The organism is Pseudomonas sp. TWR3-1-1 (assembly GCF_049896545.1).
Taxonomy (GTDB): domain Bacteria; phylum Pseudomonadota; class Gammaproteobacteria; order Pseudomonadales; family Pseudomonadaceae; genus Aquipseudomonas; species Aquipseudomonas weihenstephanensis.
Map to the genome: position 1 here is coordinate 482,967 of NZ_JAFCUO010000002.1, position 26,384 is coordinate 509,350.

Consider the following 26,384-nt stretch of genomic DNA (forward strand, 5'->3'; position numbering starts at 1 on the left):
CCGTCGCTAGAGCATTTTTTCCAAACCCACGCGCGTGCTGAACCACGCATTGAGCCGGCGCCACCAACTGCCCGGCTCATGGCTCAAGGTGTGCAATTGCCCGTTGTCTTCGGTCTGCCACACAATCGTGCCTTCGCGCAGCACCGGTTGATAACTCAATGCCGGGGACATGCCTTGCAGCGCAAGCTCTCGGGCCTGCGCAGCCAGTGCGGGGCTGTCCACCAGCACCCCGACTTCGGTGTTCCACAAGCCCGAGCGCGGGTCGAAATTGAATGACCCGATAAAGGATTTTTGCTGATCAAAAATCATCGCCTTGCTGTGCAGGCTCGAATCCGAACTCAGGCTGGTCTTGAACAAGTGCGGTCCACTGCCGCCGGTGCTGCCCGGCTGGCGACGCAGCTCAAACAGCTTGACCCCATGCTCAAGCAACGCCTTACGGTACGGCGCATAGCCACCGTGCACCACGGGCACGTCCGTGGCCTCCAGCGAGTTGGTCAATAAACGCACATCAACCCCGGCGTCGGCTCTGCCGGTCAGGTAAACCAACCCGGTTTCACCCGGCACAAAGTAGGCCGACACCAAAATCAACTCTTTGCTCACACCGGCAAGGTCGGGGGCCAGTTGAGTGGTCAGCAGCAAATGCGGATCTGGCTCATCCTTGGCCAGCACCTTGCTCGGTGCGTCCCACAACGCCTGATTCCAGGCCCAGATCAGCTCTTTGCGCCACACCTCCATTTGCGGACGGGTCTCATACGCGGCCAACTCCTGATACAAAGCGGGGTTGCGTCGCTGCGCTTTTTGCAAAGACGCCTCCAGCTCTTTGCGCGCCTTGGACAGCTCGCGCCTGGACAAGCGCGACGAGACAAAATCGCCAAGGGGCTGGCTCAATGCGCTGTTCCAATACTGGTCGAAACTGTGCCCCAATTGCTCAGCCACCGGGCCAACGCTCAATAAGTCGATATCTGTGAAGTTCAGGTCGGGCTGAGCATCGAAATACTCATCGCCCAAATTACGCCCACCGACAATTGCGACGCTGTTATCCGCCAACCAAAGCTTGTTATGCATGCGCCGGTGTTGACGCGACAAATTGAACAGCCGCCCCATTGCCCGCGTTACGCCAGTACCGCGACCTAACTGCAAAGGGTTGAACAGACGGATCTGCACATTGGGGTGCGCGGCCAAGGTGGCCAGTAAATCGTCCAGCCCGTCACTGGCGGTGTCATCGAGCAACAGCCGCACACGCACCCCGCGATCAGCCGCTTTGAGCAGCTCATCCACCAGCATGCGCGTGCTCAGACCGTCGTGGACGATGTAGTACTGCAAGTCGAGGCTGGTTTGCGCGTTGCGAATCAGCTCGGCCCGCGCGCGAAACGCCTCGCCGCTGTTGGGTAACAGACGAAACCCCGAGCGCCCCTGATACGGCGCTGCCTGCGCCTGGATCGAGCGACCAAAGGACGAATTCGCGGCCGGCGTGGCCTGGCTCGGTTCGCGAGGGACGTCCATGCTGGCGCAGCCTCCCAGCACAACACTCATGATTAATACACACAGTGATTTCAACGGGGAGCGCCTCGGGCCAAACGTTGCAAAGAAGTTAAAGGGCGCCAGCCAACAGCTTAGTGGCCGCCAGCCCGACCTTGCGCACGGCGTCCTCGATCTGGGACGCAGGCTTGGCCGCGTAGTTCATTCGCAAGCAATTACGGTACTTGCCCGACGCCGAAAAGATACTGCCCACCGCGATCTGCACGCCTTGCTCCAACAGCGCGCGATTGAGTCGCAAACTGTCAAAACCCTCTGGCAACTCAAGCCACAGCATAAAACTGCCTTGGGGCCGACTGGCCCGTGTGCCCGCTGGAAAGTAGCGACTTACCCAACCCAGCATCAAGTCGCGATTACGCTGATATTGGGTGCGCATTTTCCGCAAATGTGGCTCGAAATGCCCATTTTTCAAAAAGTCGGCAATGGCCAGTTGTGGCTGCGGCGCGGTGGAACCGGTGCAAATGTATTTCATGTGCAGCACCCGTTCCAAATAACGACCCGGTGCGACCCAGCCGATGCGCAAACCCGGCGCCAGGGTCTTGGAGAACGAGCTGCACAGCAACACGCGGCCATCGTCGTCGAACGACTTGATCGTGCGCGGGCGAGGGTAGGTGTAGGCCAGCTCGCCATACACATCGTCTTCAATGATGGCCACATCAAAGCGCTGCGCCAATGCGACCAAAGCCTGCTTACGCGCCTCGGGCATGATGTAGCCCAACGGATTGTTGCAACTGGGGGTGAGCTGGATTGCCTTGATCGGCCACTGCTCAAGCGCCAGTTCGAGCGCCTCAAGGCTGATGCCGGTGAGCGGGTCTGTAGGAATTTCCAGCGCCTTCATGCCTAACCCCTTGAGGGTTTGCATGGCGCCATGAAAACTCGGTGAATCGACCGCCACAATGTCGCCCGGCTCACACACGGCGCGGATGCTGCACGACAGCGCCTCGTGGCAGCCAGTGGTAATCACCAGCTCGTCAGGGCCTAACTGGCAACCCGAGTCGAGCAGCAACCGCGCCAGTTGCTCGCGCAGGGCAAGCACGCCGTGAATATTGTCGTAATACAGACCGGGCAGGTCCTGACGACGACTGATTTGCGCCAGGCTGCGCAACAGCGGCTTGAGGGTGGGCGTGGTGACGTCCGGCATACCGCGCCCCAGCTGGATCACATCTTTGTGCGGCACCGACCGCACCAACTCCAGCACTTGTTCCCACTGCGAAATTTCCACCGGGCGTTGAGCTGGCTTGCCCATCCCCGGCAAGGCGGGAAGCTCACGCTCCATAGGCACAAAGTAGCCAGACTTGGGCCGCGGCGAAGCCAGTCCGTTGTCTTCCAGCAGCCGATACGCCTGCTGAACGGTGCTCAAACTCACCCCGTGCTCGGCACTTAAAGCACGCACGGAAGGCAGACGGTCACCGGGGCGATAAAAACCCTGCTCGATACGCGTACCAAGTAAGTCAGCGAGGTTGACGTAAAGGGTCATGGCAGCACTCTGGGCAAGGTAGCGAACAAAAACCATGACAGATGGGGCGCAAAACGGGGATTCAGCCCCCGAAAAGCATCATCTGTATGCACGTAAAAACAGTTTGCTGAATCTGTCATGGTTTTCACCACAAGGCCATCATTTTGCTCTGAGCCAACGAGTCAACAAGGAGCCTGGTCATGAATGGTTTAAGCGATGTACGCCTGACGCTGCACGCCCCGCAATTGCAGGATGAGCAACACGTGTTTCAGGTGATTAAAGCCCCGGCGGGCCTGAGTGGCTGGGGCCTGATGTGGCACCGCTCTCGTACGCGTCGCGCACTGCTCGCACTGGACGAGCAACAATTGCGCGACGTGGGGTTGAGCCGGACGATGGCCCTGCGTGAAGGCTGCAAACCGTTCTGGCGCTCTTGAACACACGTCGTGTAGTCGCTGCCTACGGCCGCGACTACACCCTATTTAGCGCAGCTCTTTGAGCCGATGCCACAGCATGCCGAGCGCCAGCAGGGGCGAGCGCAGGTACTTGCCGCCAGGGAAGGTGATGTGCGGGACTTTGGCAAACAGGTCGAAGCCATCGCTGTGCTGGCCACTGATGGCCTCGGCCAATAGCTTGCCCGCCAAATGCGTGGCATTCACCCCATGCCCGGAATAAGCCTGAGCGAAGTACACGTTCGGCTGATCGGGCAAACGGCCAATCTGCGGTAAGCGGTTGGCACCAATACCGATCATGCCGCCCCATTGAAAGTCGATTTTCACGTCTTTTAGATGAGGGAATACTTCGAGCATTTTCGGCCGCATGTAAGCCGCAATGTCCTGTGGGTCACGTCCTGAATAATGGCAAGCACCACCGAACAACAAGCGCCGATCGGCCGAAAGGCGGTAGTAGTCCAAGGCCACGCGCTGATCGCACACCGCCATGTTTTGCGGCAACAGGGCGTGGGCCTGCGCTTCGCTCAACGGTTCGGTGGCGATGATGTAACTGCCAGCCGGCAGCACTTTGCCACTCAATTGAGGGTTGAGGTCTTTAAGGTAGGCGTTGCAGCCCAGCACCAAGCTGTTGGCGCGCACAGAACCTTGAGCGGTGTGCACGCGCACTTGCGGGCCGTAATCAATGCGCGTCACTGCGCTGTGTTCGAACAGCTTGACGCCCAACTGTGCCGCTGCACCCGCTTCCCCCAAGGCCAGGTTGAGCGGGTGAAGGTGCCCCGAACCCATGTCGACAAACCCGCCCACATAACGATCAGACCCCACCACACTGCGCACTTCGTTGGCCTGCAACAATCGCGTCTCATGGCGATAACCCAAACTGCGCAATTCATCTGCTTCTTCGGCAAAGCCTTCGAGGTCGCGAGGCTTGTTGGCCAAATCGCAATATCCCCAGGTCAGGTCGCAGGCGATATTGAAGCGCTCAACACGCTGGCGCACGATTTCCACAGCGTGCAGCCCCATCAGCTTCATCTGACGCACACCGTCCTTGCCGATGATGCCTTCAAACTGCTCAAGGCCATGCCCCACGCCACGTATCAGTTGCCCGCCGTTACGCCCACTGGCACCCCAGCCGATCTTGTGCGCTTCAAGCAAGATCACGCTCATACCGCGCTCGGCCAGCTCCAACGCCGTGTTCAACCCGGTAAAGCCCCCGCCCACTACGCACACATCGGCCACATGTTCGCCTTGCAGCACCGGATGATCGGGCTGCGGCAAGCTGCTGGCGGCGTAATAAGAGGCGGTGTGCTGGCTGCGCTGAACAGGGGCGTTCATGTGCGTGATCCTGATTATTTGTGTTTGGAAAATTTGACGGAGCATAAGCCGTGCCATTCACATGGGGCAAGAACAGCTGGACGGCGCTGTCTAGGGCAGGGGTTTTCAGGCAGACTCTGCGGCCTTTTAAAAATCGGTACGCCCTGGATGAGCTGCAACAGTCATAAAATCCGCTTCCTGCGCCAGCAAATACCATCGTTTGAGTGCGTACCGGGTTGCCATGACTGCTGCGGACCGGTGACCACCTCATCTGAAGAAATGGCGCGCTTGCCGCGCAAGACAGCCGCCGAGCAGGAAGCGGCCATGGACGAGCTGAACTGTGTGCATTTGGGCCCCAACGGCTGCACGGTGTACGAAGAACGCCCGCTGATTTGCCGCCTGTTCGGCACCACACCGACCTTGCCTTGCCCCAACGGGCGGCGACCGGTGGAGCTGATCCACCCCAGCGCTGAAAAATTGGTGCATGAATACATCGCCAGTACGCGACAGGTTTTGGTCTGAAACACCAAAAGCCTCTCCCTCTCCCTCAGGGACAGGGCAAGAGCCGCTGTTAATCTGCAATCGGCAAATTCAGGCTCTCTTTCACTTCTTCCATCACGATGTAGCTTTTGGACTCGCGCACATGGGGCAATTTCAACAAGATATCGCCCAATAGTTTGCGGTAGGACGCCATTTCGCTAATGCGCGCCTTCACCAGATAGTCAAAGTCCCCCGACACCAAATGGCATTCCAATACATGGGGAAGCTTCAACACGGCCCGTCGGAACTCATCAAATGTATCGCCAGATTTGTAGTCGAGGCTGATCTCGACGAACACCAGCAAACTGCCCTGCAAATGCTGCGGATTGAGCCGGGCGTTGTAGCCCATGATGATCCCTTCGCGCTCCAGCCTGCGCACCCGTTCGGTACAGGGCGTGGTAGACAGCCCGACCTTCTCTCCCAGCTCGGTAAACGAGATCCGGCCATCGGCCTGCAAGATGCGCAAAATGTTGCGATCAATCTTGTCCAGCTCACGCTTTGTTTGATGATTTGTACGCATAGGAGAATCTCCTTTGTCAAAAGCGTTTTGGCCGAGAATTGTCGCCAAATATAGCCGTTTATACAGTGAATTCCACTAGCCAATGGTTCCTATACTGCGCCCATCTTCGCTTTGAACAATAAACGTCTGCGGCTGGCCGCGATGAGGGATATAAATATGCGAGTTATGGTATTGGGTGGCGGCGTTATTGGTACTGCCAGCGCCTATTATCTGGCCCGAGCCGGTTTTGAAGTGGTCGTGGTCGACCGTCAGCCAGCCGTAGCAATGGAAACCAGTTTTGCCAACGCAGGCCAGGTCTCGCCAGGCTACGCCTCGCCGTGGGCCGCACCGGGCGTGCCGCTCAAGGCCATCAAATGGTTGCTGGAGCGCCACGCGCCTTTGGCGATCAAGGCCACTGCCAATATCGACCAATACCTGTGGATGGCGCAGATGCTGCGCAACTGCACCGCCAGCCGTTATGCCGTGAACAAAGAGCGCATGGTGCGCCTGTCTGAATACAGCCGTGACTGCCTCGACGAACTGCGCGCCGAAACCGGCATTGCCTACGAGGCCCGTAACCTGGGTACGACTCAACTGTTCCGCACCCAAGCTCAATTGGATGGCGCAGCCAAAGACATCGCCGTACTCAAAGAGTCTGGCGTGCCCTACGAACTGCTCGACCGCGCTGGCATTGCCCGCGTTGAGCCGGCGCTGGCCAATGTGACCGACATTCTGGCTGGCGCCCTGCGCCTGCCGAACGATCAAACCGGCGATTGCCAGATGTTCACCACTCGCCTGGCCGAAATGGCAAAAAACCTTGGCGTCGAATTCCGCTTCGGTCAGGACATTCAGCGCCTGGACTACGCAGGCGACCGTATCAACGGCGTAATGATCGACGGCAAGCTCGAAACCGCAGACCGCTATGTGCTGGCACTGGGCAGCTACTCTCCACAGCTGCTCAAGCCGCTGGGCATCAAGGCTCCGGTCTACCCGCTCAAAGGGTACTCGCTGACCATTCCGATCACTGACCCGAACATGGCGCCGACGTCGACGATTCTCGATGAGACCTACAAGGTCGCGATCACCCGCTTCGATAACCGCATCCGCGTCGGTGGCATGGCTGAAATAGCCGGTTTTGACCTGTCGCTTAACCCACGTCGGCGCGAAACCCTGGAGATGATCGTCAACGACCTTTATCCTTTGGGCGGCGATTTGAGCCAGGCCAGCTTCTGGACCGGCCTGCGCCCAACCACCCCCGATGGCACCCCGATTGTGGGCGCGACCCCGTTCAAGAACCTGTTCCTGAACACCGGTCACGGCACACTCGGTTGGACGATGGCGTGTGGTTCGGGCCGCTACCTCGCAGACGTCATGGCGAAGAAAACGCCGCAGATCAGCACCGAAGGCCTCGATATTTCCCGTTATGGCAACCCACAGGAGACTGCAAAACATGGCAATCCAGCGCCAGCTCACCAATGAACGCATGAGCCAAATCGTTGCCCATAACGGGACGGTTTACCTCTCAGGGCAAGTGGGTGACGACATGAATGCGGGCGTAGAGCAGCAAACCCGCGAAACCCTGAAAAATATTGAGCATTTGCTGGATATCGCGGGTACCGACAAAAACCACATCTTGTCAGTCACCATTTACCTCAAAGACATTGATGCCGACTTTGCGGGCATGAACAGTGAATGGGACAAATGGCTGCCAAAAGGCGTGCAGCCCGCTCGCGCCACGGTTGAGGCCAAGCTGTGCGAACCCGAGATTCTGGTCGAGCTGTCGGTGATTGCAGCGCTGCCATAGGTTTTTTGCTCCTGTAACAGTCCCTCTTCCGGTGCAGCACGCAGTCAACGCTGCGGGTGAGCGCCGGTTTTTTATTCAACAGCCGTTAGAAGCCCGCCATGCGCCCAGCCCGTGCCCTGATCGACCTTCAAGCCCTGCGTCACAACTACCAACTGGCCCGCGAAGTGACGGGTGCCAAAGCCCTCGCCGTGATCAAGGCCGACGCTTATGGCCACGGTGCCGTGCGTTGCGCCCAAGCGCTTGAAGCGCAGGCCGACGGGTTCGCCGTCGCGTGCATTGAAGAAGCGCTGGAGTTGCGTGCGGCCGGTATTGGCGCCCCGATCCTGCTACTTGAGGGTTTTTTCACTGCCGATGAACTGCCGCTGATCGTTGAACACGATTTGTGGTGTGTGGTGCATTCGTTGTGGCAACTGGACGACATCGAGCAGGCCCGCCTCGCCAAACCGATCAACGTGTGGCTCAAACTCGACTCCGGCATGCACCGCGTGGGTCTGCATCCCTCGGACTACAAGGCCGCTTATCAGCGCCTGCAAGCCTGTGCCAACGTCGCAAAAATCGTCCTGATGAGCCACTTTTCGCGGGCCGATGAGCTGGGCTGCGGCCGCAGTGATGAACAACTGGCAGTGTTTCAGGCCGCCCGCGCCGAGTTGTCGGCTGAAGTCAGCTTGCGTAACTCCCCCGCCGTGCTGGGCTGGCCTCAGGTGCCGAGCGATTGGGTACGCCCTGGGCTGATGCTTTACGGCAGCACGCCGTTTGAAGAGTCGCAGGTGCTTGCCGAGCGCTTGCAGCCGGTCATGACGCTGGAATCCAAAGTGATTTGCGTGCGCGAACTACCCGTCGGCGAACCCGTGGGCTACGGCGCCAAATTCGTCACCGACCGTCCTATGCGTATCGGCGTTGTGGCCATGGGTTATGCCGACGGTTATCCGCGTCAGGCACCTACGGGCACCCCAGTGTGGGTGGCCGGTCAACGTAGCCGGTTGCTGGGCCGCGTGTCGATGGACATGTTGTGCATCGACCTCACCGATGTGCCACACGCAGGGCTGGGTTCGACCGTTGAGCTGTGGGGTAAAAACATCCTCGCCAGTGAAGTGGCAGCCCACGCTGAAACCATTCCTTACCAGATATTCTGCAACTTAAAACGCGTGCCACGCCTCTATTCCGGGAGCTGATGGGCTACGTGCACGGTGCGGGGCCAAACGGGCGCACAGGATTGAAGTCGAAGTGTTGTAAATACTGAACGCTATCGCCATGATGGCGCCAATTCGACCTGAATCTGAACCCTAGGAGGCTCCCGCATTGGACGTCGGTGAACGACTGCAATCCATCCGCAAACTGAAAGGGCTATCTCAGCGTGAACTTGCCAAACGGGCGGGCGTCACCAATAGCACCATTTCAATGATCGAAAAGAACAGCGTCAGCCCCTCGATCAGTTCGCTGAGAAAAGTGCTGAGTGGCATCCCCATGTCCATGGTCGAGTTCTTTTCCGAAGAAATACTGCAAGAAAAACCCACGCAGATTGTCTACAAAGCCAATGAGCTGATCGACATTTCGGACGGTGCCGTGACCATGAAGCTGGTCGGCCGCGCACACCCCAGTCGCGCCATTGCCTTCCTGAACGAAATCTACCCGCCGGGCGCCGACACTGGCGACGAGATGCTGACCCACGAAGGTGAAGAAACCGGCATTTTGGTGGAAGGTCGCCTTGAGTTGACCGTAGGTCTTGAGACCTTCGTGCTTGAAGCCGGTGACAGCTACTATTTCGAAAGCGCCAAGCCGCACCGTTTCCGTAATCCGTTCGACGTCGCTGCGCGACTAATCAGCGCAGCCACCCCGGCGAATTTCTAAGAACAGAGGCGCCCTGCACGCCTTGCAGAGGCCGCCCGCGTTGCATTTCGCCACTTATAAGACCCCTTCTACTTTAGGGTTGTTTCAGAGTGGCGGGCTAACCGTTATACTTTCGCCGCCCGCGAAACCGTGGTTGTGGGCGTGACTAGCCACCATTGAGGGTGAACGCGTGAACCTAATTATGAAAATGCTGGCCGTACCAGCAACAGTAGTGGCCCTATGGGCAGTCAACGCTCAGGCAACAACGAACGATGACATTGCAAAACGCCTTGAACCGGTCGGTAAGGTCTGTATTCAAGGGCAAGAATGTAAAGGGATGGAAGTGACGGCCTCTGTGGGCGGCGGCGGTGGTATGTCGGCTGATGACATCATCGCCAAGCATTGCAGCGCTTGCCACAGCACCGGGCTGCTGGGCGCACCGAAAATCGGTGACACCGCTGCCTGGAAAGAACGTGCTGATCACCAGGGCGGCCTCGACGGCATCCTGGCCAAGGCCATCACCGGTATCAACGCCATGCCGCCAAAAGGCACGTGCATGACGTGCTCCGATGAAGACCTGAAAGGCGCCATCGAGAAGATGTCTGGTTTGAAATAAACCGATCTCCTGCAAAAAAGCCGCTGATGGGCGGCTTTTTTGTGCCTGTTTTCCAGGTAGCCGCTGTGCGCCTTTATCCCCGCCCCCTCCGCACAATTGAAAGACCCGGTTACAAACCCACTTAAACATCTCAGAATCCTCCTATATGCCCCGTACCGGCGCTTGGCTAGCATCACGACAACCCTCAGTCAGTGAATCATGCTTGTGTACGAAACCTGCGTCGCGACCCTTCACCCACGTTGCCAATGTGCCGCGTGCCGCCAACGACACAAGGCCGCACGGACGAGTACACCCTTGGCCAACGCGCCGGTCAGGCTGATCCGGGGCTGCGTATTCGCCAAGTCATGTGCATTGCCTGACGGGCTGATGGACTTCAACAACTACAACGACTTTGTACCCGTCGAAGCACTGACCCAATACGGCGCCTATGCCGTATTGGGCACCACCGCCAAGGCCAGCCATGCAGGCACACCCTTGCAATGGATTGGCGGCTCAACCAGTGCCAGGATCTTTGGCGCACGCCTGCAGGGGACGCTATCGGCCACGGCACCGCCACACACCAACGTCATCGTTACCGTGTTGATGCCCAGCACCAATTCGGGCGACAGCGCCTTTTATCGCGCCGAGCAATACGCCCACCTCACCGATGGCAACACCCGCGTGCGCTTGAACGTCAAACGCCTGTCAGACGGATCGGTGAGCGCCTACGGTTTTTACACGGGCACCCAATCCCAATGGCAGCGCGTACCGGTGATTGCCGCGCAAGCACGCGGCGATCAACAGGTTGCAGACATGGGCCGCGGCATCGAAGTCATCTGGACGCCGGCCGCAGACCCCGCGTCAGTCATGAGTATCCCGGCGCTCGAAGGCGTCACGCTGAACCCGCCGGCCTGGGTATTCCCGCCGACCGAACAGGCCAACAAGATTCTGGTCAACCCCGTGCATCCACCGGAGTATCAGGATGCGATTGTCTGGTTCCCGGAGCACCCGCACAGGGCGCCCGTCTATTTATCAATCAACACCCGCATGCCCAAAAATGAAGACGAGCCCAGCGCCTGATAAACGCGCTGTTCCTGTTCTGATCAGTGAAGGCAGGGTTACAGTGCAACCAACACCCGTCACGCTCAGTCACATCTCTACACATGGATGGTTTAGGAGGATCAGATGGTGCAGTCCTGTTCAATCGAATGCGCAGTGGATGACGTGCTGGCGCGGCTGCCCCCGCATATCCACCTGGGTTTGCCGCTGGGCCTGGGCAAGGCCAACCGTTTCGTCAACGCGCTGTATCAGCGCATCAGGCAGCTGCCCGAGCGGCATTTGACGATCTACACCGCACTCAGCCTGGGTCGGCCGGCGTTGGGTGAAGGGTTGCAGCGCCAATTTCTGGAGCCTTTCATTGATCGGGTTTTTGGCGATTACATCGAACTGGATTTCCTTGGCGACTTGCACCGCAACACCTTGCCCCACAACATCCATGTCGAACAGTTCTTCATGCAACCGGGCAGCCTGCTCAACAGCCCGCCCGCCCAGCAAGATTACGTCAGCAGCAACTACAGCCATGCCGCCCGCGACATCAACGCCAGCGGCCTGAACCTGGTGGCGCAACTCATCGCCCGCAACCCGCAGGATGCCAGGCGCCTGAGCCTGAGCTGCAACCCCGACATCACCCTCGATTTACTGCCGATGATCGCCAAACGCCGCGCTGCAGGTGAAACCATTTTGCTGCTCGGCCATGTACACGCCGACTTGCCCTTCATGCCCGGCGACTCAGAGTTACAGGCCGAGGATTTTGACCTGCTGATCGACGAAGATGAACGCACCACACTGTTTTCCACGCCCAACATGCCGGTGAGCACGCAAGACCACTTCATCGGGTTGCACGCCAGTACCCTGGTACGCGACGGCGGCACCTTACAGATCGGCATTGGCGCGATGGGCGATGCTCTGGTAGCGGCTTTGTTGGCGCGTCAGGCCGACAACGCGGGTTATCGCGCGTTGCTCGATGAGGTGGACGTCACGCCCTGGGGCACGCTCATCGAGCGCGAAGGCGGGCTCAATCCTTTCGCTCAGGGCCTGTACGGATGCAGTGAAATGTTCGTGCACGGGCTGATGGTGCTCGCGGACGCAGGCATTGTGCGGCGCAAGGTGTATGCCGATGTGGAGCGTCAGGCGCAGGCCAATGCCGGCACGCTGGACGAAAGCCTGCACACCGATGGCGTCTGCGTGCATGGTGGTTTCATCCTCGGCCCCGCCAGTTTTTACCAGCGCTTAAGAGAACTGCCCCACAGCAGACGCTGTGAATTCAACATGACGGCTATCAGTTTTATCAACGAACTGTACGGCCATGAAGCACTCAAGCGCCTGCAACGGCGTGATGCACGGTTTGTGAACAGCGCATTCACCATGACCCTGCTCGGCGCCGGTGTCGCCGACCAGTTACAGGACGGCCGCGTGCTCAGCGGCGTGGGCGGGCAATACAACTTCGTCGCCCAGGGCCACGCGCTGCATGACGCACGCTCGGTGATTATTCTGCGCAGTTGGCGCGAGTCGGGCGGGGAGGTGAGTTCCAACATCGTCTGGGAGTACGGCCACTGCACCATCCCGCGGCACTTGCGCGACATCGTGATCACCGAATACGGGATTGCCGATTTACGTGGCAAGACCGACCGCAAGGTCATCGAAGCCTTGCTCAACATCACCGACTCGCGTTTCCAGACCGAACTGATCGAGCAGGCACAGCAGATCGGCAAATTGCCCAAGGACTTCTGCCTTGATCCGCGCTTTGCCGACAACAGCCCACAACGCTTGCAGGCGATAGCGGCGCGCCACCCGCACTTATTTCCCGAATACCCGCTGGGGAGTGATTTCAGCGCACAGGAACAAGACCTGCTGCGAGCCTTGAACTGGCTCAAGAGCAAATTCAAACTCACGCAAATCTACGAACTGGGCAAAGCCACCCTCGACGCGCCGTCGCCGCAAGCTTTCGCGCAACATCTGGAACGCATGCAACTGGCACACCCCAGTGGCCTGCGCGAAGAGCTGTATCAGCGCTTGCTGCTGGCGGGGTTACAGGCCACGGCCAAATAGCAGACACCGCTCTTCGTAGCCGCTGGCGAAGGCTGCTGCTACGAAGAGCGGTGTCAAGCGCACTTACTCGATAAAGGTCACGTGGCCGTCTGCCAGGGATTTAACCCGGGCCAGCGACTCAACGCGGTAACCCTGCGCGTCCAGTTCGGCACGGCCGCCCTGAAACGACTTCTCGATCACGATGCCCAGACCTGCAACAGTCGCGCCCGCTTGTTTGATGATCGAAATCAGCGCCTGCGAGGCTTTGCCGTTCGCCAGGAAGTCGTCGATCACCAGCACGCGGTCGGTGCTTTTGAGGTGACGCGGCGAGATCGCAACGGTGCTTTCGGTCTGCTTGGTGAAGGAATACACCGTGGCCGTCAGCAGGTTTTCAGTCAGGGTCAACGACTGGTGCTTACGGGCAAAAATGACCGGCACGCCCAGGTTCAAGCCCGTCATCACGGCCGGGGCAATGCCCGACGCTTCGATGGTGACGATCTTGGTGATGCCCGCATCCTTGAACAAACGCGCGAACTCGTCGCCGATCTCTTTCATCAGTTGCGGATCGATCTGATGGTTCAAAAAGGCGTCGACCTTCAAAACCTGATCGGAAAGCACGATGCCTTCTTCGCGAATTTTCTTGTGCAGTGCTTCCAACGTAACGTCCTCAAATAGCGCTTATGCGCTGAAGGTAGAATGAAAAAATAGTCGATTTTAGCGTTTAAGCATGGCGCGTATATCGGCCAATGCTGTATTTCCGCGAACCGCTTTAACTTCGGTAGGGGTGTCGTCGTTGCCTTCCCAGGCCAGATCGTCCGGCGGCAACTCATCCAGGAAGCGACTCGGCGCACAGTCGATGATTTCGCCGTACTGCTTACGCTTCGCTGCAAAGGTAAACGCCAGTGTCTGACGGGCGCGGGTAATACCCACGTAGGCAAGACGCCGTTCTTCTTCGATGGTGTCGGCTTCAATGCTGGAACGGTGCGGCAGGATTTCTTCTTCCATGCCCATGATGAACACGTAAGGGAATTCCAGCCCTTTGGAGGCGTGCAACGTCATCATCTGCACGCCTTCGGCGCCGTCTTCCTCTTCCTGCTGGCGTTCGAGCATGTCGCGCAACACCAGCTTGCCGATGGCTTCCTCGATGGTCATGGCGCCGTCTTCGTCCTTTTCGAGGGTGTTTTTCAACGCCTCGACCAAGAACCAGACGTTGGACATGCGGTAGTCCGCCGCCTTCTCACTGGAACTGTTGGTGCGCAGCCAGTTTTCGTAGTCGATGTCCATGATCATGCTGCGCAGCGCCGAGATCGGGTCTTCGCCCGAGCATTGCTGGCGTACACGGTCCATAAACCGTTTGAACCGCGCCAGGCGGTCGGTGTAGCGCGCATCAAGGTGCTCGCCCAGGCCGATTTCGTCGGTGGCGGCGTACATCGAAATTTTGCGTTCGGTCGCGTAGTTACCGAGCTTTTCCAGTGTCGTAGAACCGATCTCCCGGCGTGGGACGTTGATCACGCGCAAAAACGCGTTGTCGTCATCCGGGTTCACAATCAAACGGAAATAGGCCATCAGGTCTTTCACTTCCTGACGTCCGAAGAAGCTGTTGCCGCCTGACAGACGATAAGGAATCTGATGGTGCTGCAACTTCAGCTCAATCAGTTTGGCCTGATAGTTACCGCGGTACAGGATCGCAAAGTCGCTGTACGGCCGGTCAGTGCGCAGGTGCAAGGTGAGGATCTCGACCGCCACCCGCTCGGCCTCGGCGTCTTCGTTGCGGCAACGAATGACCCGCACCTCATCGCCGTGGCCCATTTCGCTCCACAACTGTTTTTCAAAGGCATGCGGGTTGTTGGAAATCAGCACGTTGGCGCAACGCAAAATACGGCTCGTGGAGCGGTAGTTTTGCTCCAGCATCACCACTTTCAAGGACGGGTAATCGTCCTTGAGCAGCATCAGGTTTTCCGGGCGGGCGCCGCGCCAGGCGTAGATCGACTGATCGTCATCGCCCACCACGGTGAACTGATTGCGTGTGCCGATCAGGTACTTGACCAGCAAATACTGGCTGGCGTTGGTGTCCTGATACTCATCCACCAACAGGTAGCGCACCTTGTTCTGCCACTTTTCGAGGATGTCGGCGTGTTCTTCGAACAGCTTCACCGGCAGCAGGATCAAGTCGTCAAAGTCCACGGCGTTGTAGGCTTTGAGGGTGCGCTGGTAGTGGGTATAAACGATCGCGGCCGTTTGCTCTTTGGGGTTGCGGGCGTTTTCCAGCGCCTGAGGCGGCAGGATCAGGTCGTTTTTCCACGAGCCGATCATGTTCTTGATTTCGTCGACCCCGTCCTCGCCCGAGTATTCCTTTTGCATGATGTCGGTCATCAGCGCTTTGACGTCCGCTTCGTCAAAGATCGAAAACCCCGGTTTGTAGCCCAGCCGCGCGTGTTCCTTGCGGATGATATTGAGCCCCAGGTTGTGAAACGTACTCACCGTCAGGCCCCGGCCTTCGCCCTTTTTGAGCAACGTGCCCACCCGCTCCTTCATCTCGCGCGCGGCCTTGTTGGTAAAGGTCATGGCGACAATGTACTGAGCGCGCACGCCACAGTTCTGGATCAGGTGCGCGATTTTGCGGGTAATCACGCTGGTTTTGCCGGAGCCTGCGCCGGCGAGCACCAAAAGAGGGCCGCCGACGTAGCTCACGGCTTCTTGCTGCCGGGGATTGAGTCGGGACATGACGAGTCAGGGGGTCGTATCTGAAAAGGGCGGGCATTTTAACAGGCTGAGCAAATATTGCTGCCACTCTGCGACAGTGTGACGTAGCACTCTGTCTAAATTTGCTGCTTTTGTTACTTTCGCGCAGGATGCCGGCCAAATTTGCGGCTACCGTTCGGTTATTACTGCAAATATGTATTTGATAACCAGTGTCATTTGCCATTGGTCGGCGGCGCGTCATAATGCCCACCGCCTGAAATTATTGCAGAGTCTAGGGAGCCAGCTTGTCTACGCCTGTCGAACCCTTGCGTTTACTGCTACTGGCCCAAGAGCCTTCTTGGGCAGCGTTATTGCGCGAGTGTCTGGCGCCAATGAAGGGCGCAGCCGTGCTGGTGTGCGCGCCCAACTGGGAAGCTGTCAGCTATCTGTTCGAAAACGACCGCCACGCGTTGTTACTGACCACCCCCACGCTACAGCCCGCACCGGGTCGCTGCCGGTTGTCGACGATTTTGTTGCTGGACACCGAACCCCTGGCAACGCCCCAAGGTGTCAGCGACTGGTTAGTGGCCCCCCAACTGAACGCTGATTCGCTGCGCCGCAGCTTGCGCCATGTGCGCGAGCGTGGCGTGCTCGAACACACCTTGCAGCGCCTGGCCGAAGAAGACCCGCTGACCGGTATCGCCAATCGCCAGGGTTTTCAGACCTTGCTGGCGGTGCGGCTGGCCGAAAGCGAAGGGCGCGGCATCGCCCTCGGGCACCTTGATCTGGACAACTTTCGTCATGCCAACGACGCCCTTGGGCATCAAGCGGGCGACCGCCTGATCCTGCAAGTGGTGGCGCGACTCAAAAGCCAGCTAGAAGCGGGCGATCAATTGGCACGACTGGGCAGCGACGAGTTTGCGCTGTTGATCGACACTCGCCGCGCCCCCGAACGCGCTGAACTGATCGCTGAGCGCATCACCGAAGCGCTGGCCGAACCGTATTGGGTCGACGGCGAAAGCCTGCTGATTGGTTGCAGTCTGGGCATCGCCCACGCTCGGGCCAACGCCGGGGCTGACCCGCTGATGTGGCACGCACACATCGCCATGCAGCAAGCCAAAAGCACCCAGGGCTGCACGTATCACCTGTTCAATGAGCGCATCAATCGCAACGCACGCAGCCTGGCCGATCTCGAAAGCGAGCTGCGCCGGGCGTTGCGCCGTGACGAACTGGAACTGCACTACCAGCCGCGCCTGGACTTGGCCAGCGGGCAAATTGTCGGCCTCGAAGCGCTGGTGCGCTGGCGTCACAGCGAGCGCGGCTTGCTGGCCCCCAGCGAATTTGTGCCGCTGGCCGAGCAAAGCGGGCTGATCGTGCCCTTGGGTTACTGGGTGATTTCGCGCGCATTGCGTGACATGCAGGCCCTGCGCGAACGCGGGCTGGCGCCGTTGCACATGGCGGTCAACCTGTCGTTTCGCCAGTTTCAGGACAGCCAGTTGCTCTCCACCCTCAGCCGCCTGATCACCGAGCGCGCGGTTGAAGCGCAATGGCTGGAATTTGAGCTGACCGAGACCGCCGTGATGCGGCGCAGCGACCTGGTCAAGCAAACGATGGATGCACTGGGACGCTTGGGCGTGCGCTTCTCGCTGGACGACTTCGGCACCGGATTTTCGTCCTTTGTGCACCTCAACAGCCTGCCGATCACCCTGCTCAAGATTGATAAAAGCTTCGTTGGCGGTATGGAAAGTCGCGAAGAAAACCGCCAGTTGGTGCCCGCCATGATCAACCTGGCGCACAACCTCAAGCTGGAAGTGGTCGCGGAGGGCGTCGAAACGCCTGAGCAATTGGCACTGCTGCGCAGTTTTGGTTGCGATCAGGTGCAAGGCTATTTGATCAGCAAGCCGTTACCACTGGCCGAACTGGTCACGTTCCTGACCCAAGACAGCGGCCGATACGCTGTTGCCGGCCACGCATCGCGCCCGTAAACCTAATAGCCGCTGTCGAGCAAGGCGAGGCCGCGATCGGGCGCAAACCCGATAACGGCTACAGGGTAATGGCGGCGTTGCTCGCACGCTTGAGCATGCGCCGCATCTTCCATTCAAATGCCAGCGTCAGACTGATGGCGGCGCACGCCAGGCCCACCGCTAACCCCCACCACACGCCCGCAGGCCCCCAATTGAAGGTGAACGCCAACACCCAGGCCAGCGGTGCGCCAATCGCCCAATAGCAAAACAGGCCGACCAAAAAAGTGGTCTTGGCGTCTTTAAGCCCGCGAATGGCGCCCATAGCAATGGTTTGCGCACCGTCGAACAGTTCGAACCACGCGGCCACCGCCAACAGGCTCATTGCCAGTTCAAACACCGGGCGGAACGCCAGATTGTCGTAATCGAGCAACAAACCGACCAACTCTTTAGGCCACACCAGAAACACAAACGAAAAGCACAACATGGTCGCCGCGCCAAAACCGATGCCGACCCGGCCTGCGAGTCGCGCCCGTAGCAAGTCGCCACCCCCATAATGCTGGCCAATGCGCATGGTGATCGCATACGACATGCCCGCCGGAACCATGAACGCCGCTGACACGATCTGCAACGCGATTTGATGCGCTGCCAGTTGCGTGCTGCCCATCGTGCCCATGCACAACGCCGCGAACGCAAACAGGCCGACTTCGACTGCGTAGGTGCCGCCAATCGGTAAACCCAGGCGCCACAGCTCGCGCAGGTAGGTCAGGTTAATACGCGACAACCCCTTGCGAAGGGGATACGCGTCGTAGGCCGGATGCCGATGAATATGCCAGGCAAGGCCCAGCGCCATGCAAGTCGCCACAATGGCCGTGACCAGCCCGATGCCCATCAAACCCAACTTGGGCAAGCCGAACATCCCGGTGATCAGCGCGTAGTTGAGTAAAAAGTTCGCCACCGTGCCGATCACGCTGATGACCATGACCGGCATCGGCCGACCCATCGCGCTGGTGAAGCCGCGCAAGGCCATGAATGTCATGTAGCCGGGCAGGGCGAAGGGCAGGAGCAACAGAAACTGCCCGGCCATCTCGACGTTGCTCGGGGTTTGCCCGAATAACAGCAACACCGGCTTGATGTTCCACAAGATCAGCGCCGCGCCCAACGCCAGCCCCCACGCCAGCCACACACCGGCCTGGGTCAGACGGGTAGCGCCCTCGATATCTCCCGCGCCCTGGCGGATCGACACCAGCGTGCCCACCGCCGCAATCACCCCCAGGCAGAAGATCGACACAAACGAGTAGCCGGCCGCCCCCAGACTGCCGCCTGCCAAAGCCTCGGGGCTCAGGCGCGCCATCATCAGCGTGTCGGTGAGCACCATCAGCATGTGCGCCAACTGCGAGGCGATCAGCGGCCCGGCCAACCGCATGATGGCCTTGAGTTCAATAGCGGCAGAATGCTGTTTGGTCATTGGTTCGATTTCTTAAGATACGTTCAAAGGCTGGATTCTCGGCGCCTTGCGTGTTTTAAGCAAAGGGATAAAAACGATCCATAACATGATAAAAACTCATACCTGATGCCGTCATATAAGTTCTGATCCGGTGTATTCAAGGAATATTCCTCATGTCGCGTAGCCTTCCTCCTCTGTATGCCTTGCGCGCCTTCGAAGCGGCAGCCCGCCACAGTTCGTTTACCCGTGCGGCAGACGAATTGTCGATCACACAAAGTGCGGTAAGCCGCCATATCAAAACCCTCGAAGCGCACTTTGCCTGTCGGTTATTTCAGCGCAATGGCCGCCACTTGCAACTGACCGAAGCCGCCCGTTTGCTGGTGCCGGGGGTGCGTGAAGGGTTTATCGCGCTGGAACGCGCCTGCACCACGTTGCGCGCCGAAGATGACATCTTGCGCATGAAGGCGCCTTCGACCCTGACCATGCGCTGGTTACTGGCGCGGCTGAGCCGCTTTCGGCACTTGCAGGCGGGCAATGAAGTGCAACTGACCAGCGCGTGGATGGACATCGACCACGTCGACTTCAATCAGGAACCGTTCGACTGCGCCGTGCTGCTGAGCAACGGGCATTTCCCGCCTGACTGGGAAGCAACGTTGCTGTTTCCTGAAATGTTGATTCCGGTGGGCGCGCCCAATTTGCTCACAGATCAGCCCTGGAATATTCAACGTCTGGCCACCACCGAGTTGCTGCACCCGACCCCCGACCGGCGTGACTGGCGCCGCTGGCTCGACTGCCAGGGCTTGACCGGGCAGGTATCGCTCAAAGGCGGACAGGTGTTCGACACCCTGGAACTGGGCATGATCGCGGCCGCACGCGGGTACGGCATTTCGATGGGCGACTTGCTGATGGTGGCCGAAGACGTGGCGCAGGGCCGTCTGAGTTTGCCGTTCCGCACGGCGGTGGCCAGTGGCGAAAATTACTACTTGGTGTGGCCTAAAACCCGACCCGGCGGTGAGCGCTTGCGCCGCCTGAGTGACTTTTTGCAACAGGAAGTCGAGGCCATGCACCTGCCTGAGGTACAGCGCTTGACGTAACCACCGCAGGCGCGGGCGCAGGCTGTGAGCGTTTAAATCAAACGCTCGCAGTGGGCGGCAGCGCCTGCGCGTTAATCACATTCTGAAACGGCCTCGGTCGCGTTTTTCAGGGCGTTGGCCAAGTCGCTGGCGTTGCGGCTGGAGTAGATGCTGCCACCGGTGTTTTCTGCAATGCAGTTGGACAACGAGCTGTCGCCGATATTGACCACGTTGACCCGCAGACGAGGTTGTTCGATGGCGATGTTTTGCGCCACTTTGCAGACGTTTTCGTTGCAGCCATCGTCGCCGTCGACAAACATCACAATCACCGCATCACGGTCTCGGCCATTGACCTGCCTGGCGGCTTTTTTCAGGCTCGACGCCAACGGCGTGCCTTCATTGGCGGTCAATCCTTGAATGCCCGCGATCAGTTGCGGGCGCTGCGCGGCGTTAAATACGCCGTGATCCGGTTGACGGAAACACCCGGCAAACGTCATCAACCGCGTGTCGATGTCCGGGTGCAAGTTGTTGATCATCCCGGTCAGCGACGCCTTGGCCACATCCAGACGGGTTTGCGCCGCGAAAATTTTGACCGTGCGCGGGTCATCGTCTTCGGGTTGCGGGCGGCTCTTGAAGTACCAGTCTTCATCGTCCTTGGTGGCGTCGATGTTGAGGTTCATCGACCCCGAAGTGTCGAGGATGACCACAAACTCTGGCGGCAACTCGCTGCCCACCGGCGTTTTGGCGCGGCAAACCTGGTTGTTCTGGCTCGGCAACAGGTTCATCGCCGGCAGACGCCAATGCCATAACGCCCACAGCAACAGGCCCAGCAACAACAACCCGAGCAGCAACCACGGCCAGCCGCGCCAAACGCGGCGCACCACCACCGGGCGCGGCACAGGCGGCGGGGGGGGCGCGGGCGCGACCACCGGCTCCGGCGCCAAGCCCCAGCGCACCACCACCGGATCGCCATTGATGCTGTAAAGATTGTTGAGGTCTGGCGGGCCAATCAGCGTGCGCAAGCTGGCCGCCTGCTCCGACTGGCCACGGGTGACCAACTCATCGGCCAACAGCCCCAGGGTTTCCTGGCGCTGGTGGTAACGCTCCAGCAACGCGACCTGCCGGTCTTCGTCCAGCTCATGAAAACGCGTGGGCTGGCCGCCCAACTCGGTCCACCACTCCACCACATCGCCGCTGCCCAGCCGCGGGATCGCGTAGACACTCGCCACCGAGGGCGGAAAGTGCTTGAGGATCAAGGCGATCTTGGCTTTGAGCGCGTCCAGCCCTGCTGAGGTGGCGTGCTCGTCCCGGGTAATGCGCTGCATGCAGTGAGTTCCTGAAAATGACGTCGGCGGCGCAAGGCCGCCGACTGAGTGCACCCGAAGGGGTTATTCGTAACCGAGGCTAAATTGCAGCTGATTAACCTTCTTTTGCAGCGCTTTGAGTTCTGTCTGCTTGGCCGCCAATTGCTTGGGGTTGGTGCTGCTGGCAGGTTTGGCTTGCGCGGCCTTGAGCTGCTGTTCAAGGCTGGCGATCTGCTGCTGAACCTGCGCCTTGTTACCTTTGCGGGCCTTGAGCGAGCCGAGCAATTGGCTCAGCGACTGGTTCAACGCCGCCTGAGATTTTTGCTGCGCTTGCAGGTCAGTGCGCGAGGCCGCTTGTTGCGCGGCAATGTCTTGATAGACCTGATGGAACATCGCGTTTTCTTGCTGCGACTTGGCCAGCTCCGTTTCGTTTTGGCGAATCTGCTCGCTGTAACCTCCGCCCGCGTCGCAGTTCACTTTGGTGAACAGGCTCGCGTCGCGGTTGTTGGCGTCACATTCACCCGGTTGGGTGGCGCAGCCAGACAACGCCAATAGAGCAGCAAAACCCAGCGTCAATCGTGCGTTCATAGTCTTAACCCAACGTGATCGCGGAGCGCTGGCTGTACAAACCATCGACTTCTTTTTGCAGGCTGGCCACTTTCTGGTTCATCTTCGAAATGTTGGCATCCATTTGCTTAAGCTCAGGCGCATTGCCCTGGGCGCGCTCAACTTTGACCACGTCGTTGTAGCCGGTGACTTTGGCCTGCATGTTTTTGACTTCGCTGCGCAACTGGTCGATGTTGCTGTCGATGACCGCAATCTGCTGCTGTGCCTGGGCCTTGTCGATTTTCTTGCTGGCCAGGTCGCGTTTGATCTGAGCGATCTGCTGCTTGTCATCGTTGATCACTTGCTGGGCCGTAGCGGTACGGGTCACGACTTTTTGCGTGTCCAGTTGTACGTCGCTGTTGTACTTCTGCAAACGCTGCGAGGTGTTGGCGTATTCGCTGCGACGCTGATCCACGTAGTAGTTGGCGCCCATCGCCACACCACACGCCGCCACACCGGCGGCCACCATGCACACTGCTTTGTTGCCGGAGTTGGACAGGGTGCAGGCCAGAATCGCCGCGCCCGCGCCCATCGCGCACGCCTGATAACCGGACTTGCTGAAGAACTCTGCATCGGTGCCCTGAGTCAGGCGTGGGTCCGGTGCCGGAGCGCCCGCCCCCAACATGCCGCTGCCGGTGCTGGCGCAACCCCCCAGCAGCAGGCTGCCTGTGAGTACAAAACTGATCAGTAATTTGGATGAGGACCACAGGCTGCGCATCATCGTATTGCTCCTTGTTGAAACAGGTGTTGGGCTTATTGGGTGACCGACTTGCAGCTTTTCAGCCAGGCGTCAGTGTCGATCTTCTGCTTTTGCAGGTAGGTCTTCTGATTCGCCCAGTGGGTGCGCAGGTAAGGTTTGAGTTCTTGCAGTTGTTTGTTCTGGCTGATGATTTCTTCCATCACCGGCACTTGTGGCTCCAGCAGCGGCTGGCCATACAACGAGGCGGATTCCACCAGGCTGCTGGCGTAGTAGCGGCTGAGTTTGTGCAAACGGTCTTTTTGCTCCTCCAGCTTGCCTTTGCGCATGTCGCAGCTGGGGTCTTTGTCTTCGGATTCGCAGTTAAGCGCGTAGTTCTTCTGCAAGAAGTCCAGGTACTGGCCGTCGTCGAGCATCTTGGTGCACAAAAAGGCGCCCAGGTTGAGACTGGCGCGAATCGCCTGATCGCGGGTTTCTTCTTGCTGCTGGTTGCTGGCACGCAGCTGGTTTTCCAGGGCTTGCAGCTTCTCTTTGAGGGCCTTGTCTTCGACCGCCGACGCCAGGTTGTTCAATTCTTGAACAGCGCCTTTGTCTTTGGCTTGATCGCCTTCTTGAGTCCCGGTGCCGAGTTTTTTCCAGCTCTTCTCGATGCTGCCCACGCGTTCGCGCGAGGTCAGCGTGGGCGAGACCAGCACCAGCCGCAGGCCAGTGGTTTTGTTTTTAACCTGGCCGTCAGCGTTGTAGTAAGGCTCTTCCTTGCGCAGCGCTGTGCGCAGGTCCGCTTGCGGCGTCAGGTAGTTGCCGCCGCGCACCACGTAGCCGCCAGCCTGACCGTGCTGGCGGTCGAGTTTGTTGAGGCGGAACGGTTCAAACATCATTTCATCGGCGTTGCCGAGCATGTCATGCAGGCCCAGCGGATTGGGCTTTTGCAGGCCCGTGAGTTGCAACTTGCCGTTGGACGATTGCGCGCCGCCGAACCATTCGTAAGCGTTCAGGCCCTCGGGCATCGGGTAGCGCGTGTCGCTGAATTCGGCAGCGCCGACTTCCAGCCCGCCACGGGCAGCAAACTCCCACTCGGTTTCAGTCGGCAGGCGCAAAAAGCCCAGCGCACCGTCTTCTTTGGGCAACTTGTCGGCCGCATTTTTGCGCAACCACAGGTTGTACTTGTCGCTGGCGTCGATGGCTTGCACCCAGCTCACGGCCACTTGCGCCAAGCGCAGTTTGTTGGACGGTGCGGGGCAGGTCTCGGCGGTCAGTGCCTGGTATTGCAACTGACTCATTTCGTACTTGGCCATCAAGTAGTAACGCGACTTGTCGCTCTTGGCGCCGGTAAAGCTACCCGCAATGAACGAGGGGCGCTTTTGCTCGACGTAACCCCACTCCGGGCTGTCCTGACCAATGTTGATCGGGTAGTCGTCCAGCGGACCGGTCACCGGGATGAACACCTTGCGAAACACCATTGCGCCGTCGCACGGCATTGGCAGCACCACGTCATTGGCGTCGGGCGCGGGGTTGTAATACTTCTCGTCCCAGCCCGCCGCCGAGGCGTTGAGCAGGTAGCCAAGGCTTAAGGATGCGATCAACACAACACGTTTATAGCTCACGCAGACTCTCCGCAGGTTGGATGCTGATGGCCCGTAGCGCGCCGATAATGGCGACCAGTGCTGCGACCAATAAAGCAATCAGCAGGGCTGCCAGCCCGTGCCAGACAGTGATGTGACAAACAAAGGTGCCGGTGGCCTGACTGCTGCCGAGCAAGTGGTCGAACAGCAGGCTGCCGACCCCATAAAATGCGAGCCCGCCGACATAGCCCACCAGGCTCAACAACAACGCTTGGGCGATGACGAATCCGGCCACCGCAGGGCTGGTAAAACCGAGCAAGCGCAGCACCGCGAGGCTTTTGCGCTTGCGGTCGATGTTGGCCAAAAAGGCGCCGATCATCGAGGCAATACAGCCGATCAGCGCCGCCGCGGCAATCACGCCGAAGATCAGGCCCAGGACATGGTTGATGGCTTTGACGTTGTCGATATCGGCCAAACGGCTGGCGGTTTCGATGTTTTGTTGGTTGAGCCAGCGCTCCAGCGGCGCGACCGCATCGATGTCGCGGGCATACACGCGGGCACGGGCGTAAAGCGGTTGCAGCGCCCCCTGCGGCTTGCCGGTGTCAAGGCCAAACGCGGGCACCTGATAGCCGTCGCGAAAACGCTCAAGTTGCAGCAGCAACGGCGGCGCGACAAAACCTGCGGCGCGGCCAAAGCGTGCGGCATCGAGCACGGCCACCACCTGCACATTCAGTTCGCCGCGCTCATTGATCCCGTCCAGACGCCGTGAGACGCGCAAGCGCACGTTATCACCGACCTTGGCCTGCAAACGCTGGGCGGCGCGATCACTGAGAATCACTTGCTGGCCGTCGAGGCGGATCTGCGGCAGATTAAGCAGCGGGTCGCCCGCATCGCTGGGGATGATTTCGGCGTTTTCGACAAAACGCTGCATGCCCACCAGCAGGTCAGCTTGCGTATTGAGCGAGCGGGTCTGGCCGATGGCAAAACCGACTTCAGGTTGCAGGCGCAAACGCTCGATCCACGCCGTGTCGTAATTGCCGCTGCTGAGCATTTTCACTTCAAGGTTGCGCGGATCGCTCAGCAGTTCGTTCTGCAACTGGCTGACCACCCCGTGTTTGAGTCCGAACAGCAGCAACAGCGGCGCGATCACCGCCACCAGCGAGGCGGCGATACAGAACGACACTTTGCGGTCGTGCCAGAGGTCCTGGACCGCCAGCGAACCGAGCAGGCCGAGGCGGCTAATCCATCGCTTCAAACAGTGTTTCTCCCTGACGGCTGACCGCGCCCAGGCGCGGCAAGCCAAAGTCGCGCACCAGCGCCCAGTCGTGGGACACCACCAGCGCGCTCAAGCCCAACTCGTTAACCAGGCTGAGCAACAACTCAAACAGACGCTTGGCGCTGTGCGGATCGAGTGAGGCCGTGGGTTCGTCAGCCAGCAGCAATTGCGGTTCATGGGCGATGGCCCGCACACACGCCACACGCTGGCGCTCACCGATGGACAAGGCCTGCGGCAGTTTGCCGAGCAAGCCGTCGAGGCGCAGGGCGTGGACCGCGCGATCTACCTGCGCACTCTCTGCTGGCATGCCCAACAAACGCCGGGGCAGGCTGATGTTGTCGCGCACGCTCAAAAACGGCAGCAGGCCGCCACTCTGCAAGATGAAACCCAAGTGCCGCGAACGCACCTGCGACAGCCCCGGTTGGTCGTTGCCCGCCAGCATCTGCGCGATGTCCAGCGTGGCGCGCGGCGGGCCGAGGTCAAAACGCCCCAGCTCAACCGGTTGCAGCAACAGGCCGATGGCTTCGAGCAAGGTGCTTTTGCCGCAGCCACTTTCACCGGTGATGGCCAGAATTTCTCCGGGCTTCACCTGCAAGGTCGCCAAGCGCACGCTGTGCGCCTGCGCGCCGCTGCCACGGCGCACGAGCATGTCTTGAATATCGAGCATGCGCG

General features: G+C 59.4%; 24 protein-coding genes. 11 read left to right on the top strand and 13 right to left on the bottom strand.

What is annotated here, in order from left to right:
• Nucleotides 1-6 precede the first annotated feature (6 nt).
• Nucleotides 7-1,533 carry a phospholipase D family protein gene (locus ACP7A4_RS07805; RefSeq protein WP_426246258.1) on the bottom strand — a complete coding sequence of 509 codons (1,527 nt, stop codon included), beginning with the start codon at nucleotides 1,531-1,533 and terminating at the stop codon, nucleotides 7-9.
• Between the two features lie 58 nt (nucleotides 1,534-1,591).
• A complete protein-coding gene (locus tag ACP7A4_RS07810; protein ID WP_059765920.1) occupies nucleotides 1,592-3,013 on the bottom strand; it encodes a PLP-dependent aminotransferase family protein in 1,422 nt (473 codons plus the stop codon).
• 179 nt (nucleotides 3,014-3,192) lie between these two features.
• Between ACP7A4_RS07810 and ACP7A4_RS07815 the strand changes: the two genes are divergently transcribed.
• Nucleotides 3,193-3,426, top strand: coding sequence for a DUF1127 domain-containing protein (locus ACP7A4_RS07815; RefSeq protein WP_059765922.1), 234 nt, complete (start codon nucleotides 3,193-3,195; stop codon nucleotides 3,424-3,426).
• A 45-nt stretch (nucleotides 3,427-3,471) separates the two neighbouring features.
• Here ACP7A4_RS07815 and ACP7A4_RS07820 read toward each other — a convergent pair whose 3' ends face one another.
• A complete protein-coding gene (locus ACP7A4_RS07820) occupies nucleotides 3,472-4,773 on the bottom strand; it encodes an NAD(P)/FAD-dependent oxidoreductase (protein WP_203302077.1) in 1,302 nt (433 codons plus the stop codon).
• 147 nt (nucleotides 4,774-4,920) lie between these two features.
• Here ACP7A4_RS07820 and ACP7A4_RS07825 point away from each other — a divergent pair, with 147 nt between their 5' ends.
• Nucleotides 4,921-5,274, top strand: a complete 354-nt coding sequence (locus ACP7A4_RS07825) for a YkgJ family cysteine cluster protein (protein ID WP_048363845.1) — start codon at nucleotides 4,921-4,923, stop codon at nucleotides 5,272-5,274.
• 49 nt (nucleotides 5,275-5,323) lie between these two features.
• On the opposite strand, the gene ACP7A4_RS07830 is transcribed toward ACP7A4_RS07825, so the two are convergent.
• The gene (locus tag ACP7A4_RS07830; protein WP_019828215.1) at nucleotides 5,324-5,812 is read right to left on the bottom strand and encodes an Lrp/AsnC ligand binding domain-containing protein; all 489 of its coding nucleotides are present in this window, start codon (nucleotides 5,810-5,812) and stop codon (nucleotides 5,324-5,326) included.
• A 156-nt stretch (nucleotides 5,813-5,968) separates the two neighbouring features.
• Here ACP7A4_RS07830 and dadA point away from each other — a divergent pair, with 156 nt between their 5' ends.
• The 7 genes from dadA (at nucleotide 5,969) to ACP7A4_RS07865 (ending at nucleotide 13,125) form a co-directional block, all read left to right on the top strand.
• Entirely contained in the window at nucleotides 5,969-7,270 is a 1,302-nt protein-coding gene (gene dadA / locus ACP7A4_RS07835; protein WP_048363844.1) for a D-amino acid dehydrogenase, read from the top strand.
• On the top strand, nucleotides 7,242-7,595 hold the full coding sequence (locus ACP7A4_RS07840) for a RidA family protein (protein ID WP_048363843.1): 354 nt from the start codon (nucleotides 7,242-7,244) through the stop codon (nucleotides 7,593-7,595). Before dadA ends, ACP7A4_RS07840 begins: the two co-directional genes overlap by 29 nt.
• 98 nt (nucleotides 7,596-7,693) lie before the next feature.
• Nucleotides 7,694-8,767, top strand: coding sequence for an alanine racemase (gene alr, locus ACP7A4_RS07845; protein WP_059765926.1), 1,074 nt, complete (start codon nucleotides 7,694-7,696; stop codon nucleotides 8,765-8,767).
• A 127-nt stretch (nucleotides 8,768-8,894) separates the two neighbouring features.
• On the top strand, nucleotides 8,895-9,443 hold the full coding sequence (locus ACP7A4_RS07850) for a cupin domain-containing protein (protein WP_048363841.1): 549 nt from the start codon (nucleotides 8,895-8,897) through the stop codon (nucleotides 9,441-9,443).
• Between the two features lie 181 nt (nucleotides 9,444-9,624).
• A complete protein-coding gene (locus ACP7A4_RS07855) occupies nucleotides 9,625-10,038 on the top strand; it encodes a c-type cytochrome (RefSeq protein ID WP_048363840.1) in 414 nt (137 codons plus the stop codon).
• 294 nt (nucleotides 10,039-10,332) lie between these two features.
• Entirely contained in the window at nucleotides 10,333-11,097 is a 765-nt protein-coding gene (locus tag ACP7A4_RS07860) for an S-type pyocin domain-containing protein (protein ID WP_426246263.1), read from the top strand.
• A gap of 105 nt (nucleotides 11,098-11,202) precedes the next feature.
• The gene (locus ACP7A4_RS07865; RefSeq protein WP_203302080.1) at nucleotides 11,203-13,125 is read left to right on the top strand and encodes an acetyl-CoA hydrolase/transferase family protein; all 1,923 of its coding nucleotides are present in this window, start codon (nucleotides 11,203-11,205) and stop codon (nucleotides 13,123-13,125) included.
• A 63-nt stretch (nucleotides 13,126-13,188) separates the two neighbouring features.
• Here the strand turns inward: ACP7A4_RS07865 and ACP7A4_RS07870 are convergent, their stop codons facing one another.
• Nucleotides 13,189-13,761, bottom strand: a complete 573-nt coding sequence (locus ACP7A4_RS07870) for a xanthine phosphoribosyltransferase (protein WP_059765934.1) — start codon at nucleotides 13,759-13,761, stop codon at nucleotides 13,189-13,191.
• Nucleotides 13,762-13,818: 57 nt separating this feature from the next.
• Nucleotides 13,819-15,828 (bottom strand): DNA helicase Rep, encoded by a 2,010-nt coding sequence (gene rep, locus ACP7A4_RS07875; protein ID WP_059765936.1) that lies wholly within the window; start codon nucleotides 15,826-15,828, stop codon nucleotides 13,819-13,821.
• Nucleotides 15,829-16,091: 263 nt separating this feature from the next.
• Between rep and ACP7A4_RS07880 the strand changes: the two genes are divergently transcribed.
• Nucleotides 16,092-17,771 (top strand): putative bifunctional diguanylate cyclase/phosphodiesterase, encoded by a 1,680-nt coding sequence (locus tag ACP7A4_RS07880; RefSeq protein WP_426246267.1) that lies wholly within the window; start codon nucleotides 16,092-16,094, stop codon nucleotides 17,769-17,771.
• 58 nt (nucleotides 17,772-17,829) lie between these two features.
• Here the strand turns inward: ACP7A4_RS07880 and ACP7A4_RS07885 are convergent, their stop codons facing one another.
• Nucleotides 17,830-19,215, bottom strand: a complete 1,386-nt coding sequence (locus ACP7A4_RS07885; RefSeq protein ID WP_426246269.1) for a NorM family multidrug efflux MATE transporter — start codon at nucleotides 19,213-19,215, stop codon at nucleotides 17,830-17,832.
• 152 nt (nucleotides 19,216-19,367) lie between these two features.
• Between ACP7A4_RS07885 and ACP7A4_RS07890 the strand changes: the two genes are divergently transcribed.
• On the top strand, nucleotides 19,368-20,288 hold the full coding sequence (locus ACP7A4_RS07890) for a LysR substrate-binding domain-containing protein (RefSeq protein ID WP_059765942.1): 921 nt from the start codon (nucleotides 19,368-19,370) through the stop codon (nucleotides 20,286-20,288).
• A gap of 71 nt (nucleotides 20,289-20,359) precedes the next feature.
• On the opposite strand, the gene ACP7A4_RS07895 is transcribed toward ACP7A4_RS07890, so the two are convergent.
• The 6 genes from ACP7A4_RS07895 to ACP7A4_RS07920 form a co-directional block, all read right to left on the bottom strand.
• Nucleotides 20,360-21,592, bottom strand: coding sequence for a hypothetical protein (locus tag ACP7A4_RS07895; RefSeq protein ID WP_426246271.1), 1,233 nt, complete (start codon nucleotides 21,590-21,592; stop codon nucleotides 20,360-20,362).
• Between the two features lie 63 nt (nucleotides 21,593-21,655).
• Complete coding sequence (locus ACP7A4_RS07900) at nucleotides 21,656-22,159, bottom strand: hypothetical protein (protein WP_203302084.1); 504 nt, start codon at nucleotides 22,157-22,159, stop codon at nucleotides 21,656-21,658.
• 4 nt (nucleotides 22,160-22,163) lie between these two features.
• The gene (locus ACP7A4_RS07905; protein WP_059765949.1) at nucleotides 22,164-22,898 is read right to left on the bottom strand and encodes a hypothetical protein; all 735 of its coding nucleotides are present in this window, start codon (nucleotides 22,896-22,898) and stop codon (nucleotides 22,164-22,166) included.
• 32 nt (nucleotides 22,899-22,930) lie between these two features.
• Nucleotides 22,931-24,478, bottom strand: coding sequence for a formylglycine-generating enzyme family protein (locus ACP7A4_RS07910; protein WP_059765951.1), 1,548 nt, complete (start codon nucleotides 24,476-24,478; stop codon nucleotides 22,931-22,933).
• The gene (locus tag ACP7A4_RS07915) at nucleotides 24,468-25,691 is read right to left on the bottom strand and encodes an ABC transporter permease (protein ID WP_426246274.1); all 1,224 of its coding nucleotides are present in this window, start codon (nucleotides 25,689-25,691) and stop codon (nucleotides 24,468-24,470) included. The genes ACP7A4_RS07910 and ACP7A4_RS07915 overlap by 11 nt, the downstream gene beginning before the upstream one ends.
• Nucleotides 25,675-26,379, bottom strand: coding sequence for an ABC transporter ATP-binding protein (locus tag ACP7A4_RS07920; RefSeq protein ID WP_059765957.1), 705 nt, complete (start codon nucleotides 26,377-26,379; stop codon nucleotides 25,675-25,677). The genes ACP7A4_RS07915 and ACP7A4_RS07920 overlap by 17 nt, the downstream gene beginning before the upstream one ends.
• Nucleotides 26,380-26,384: the final 5 nt, after the last annotated feature.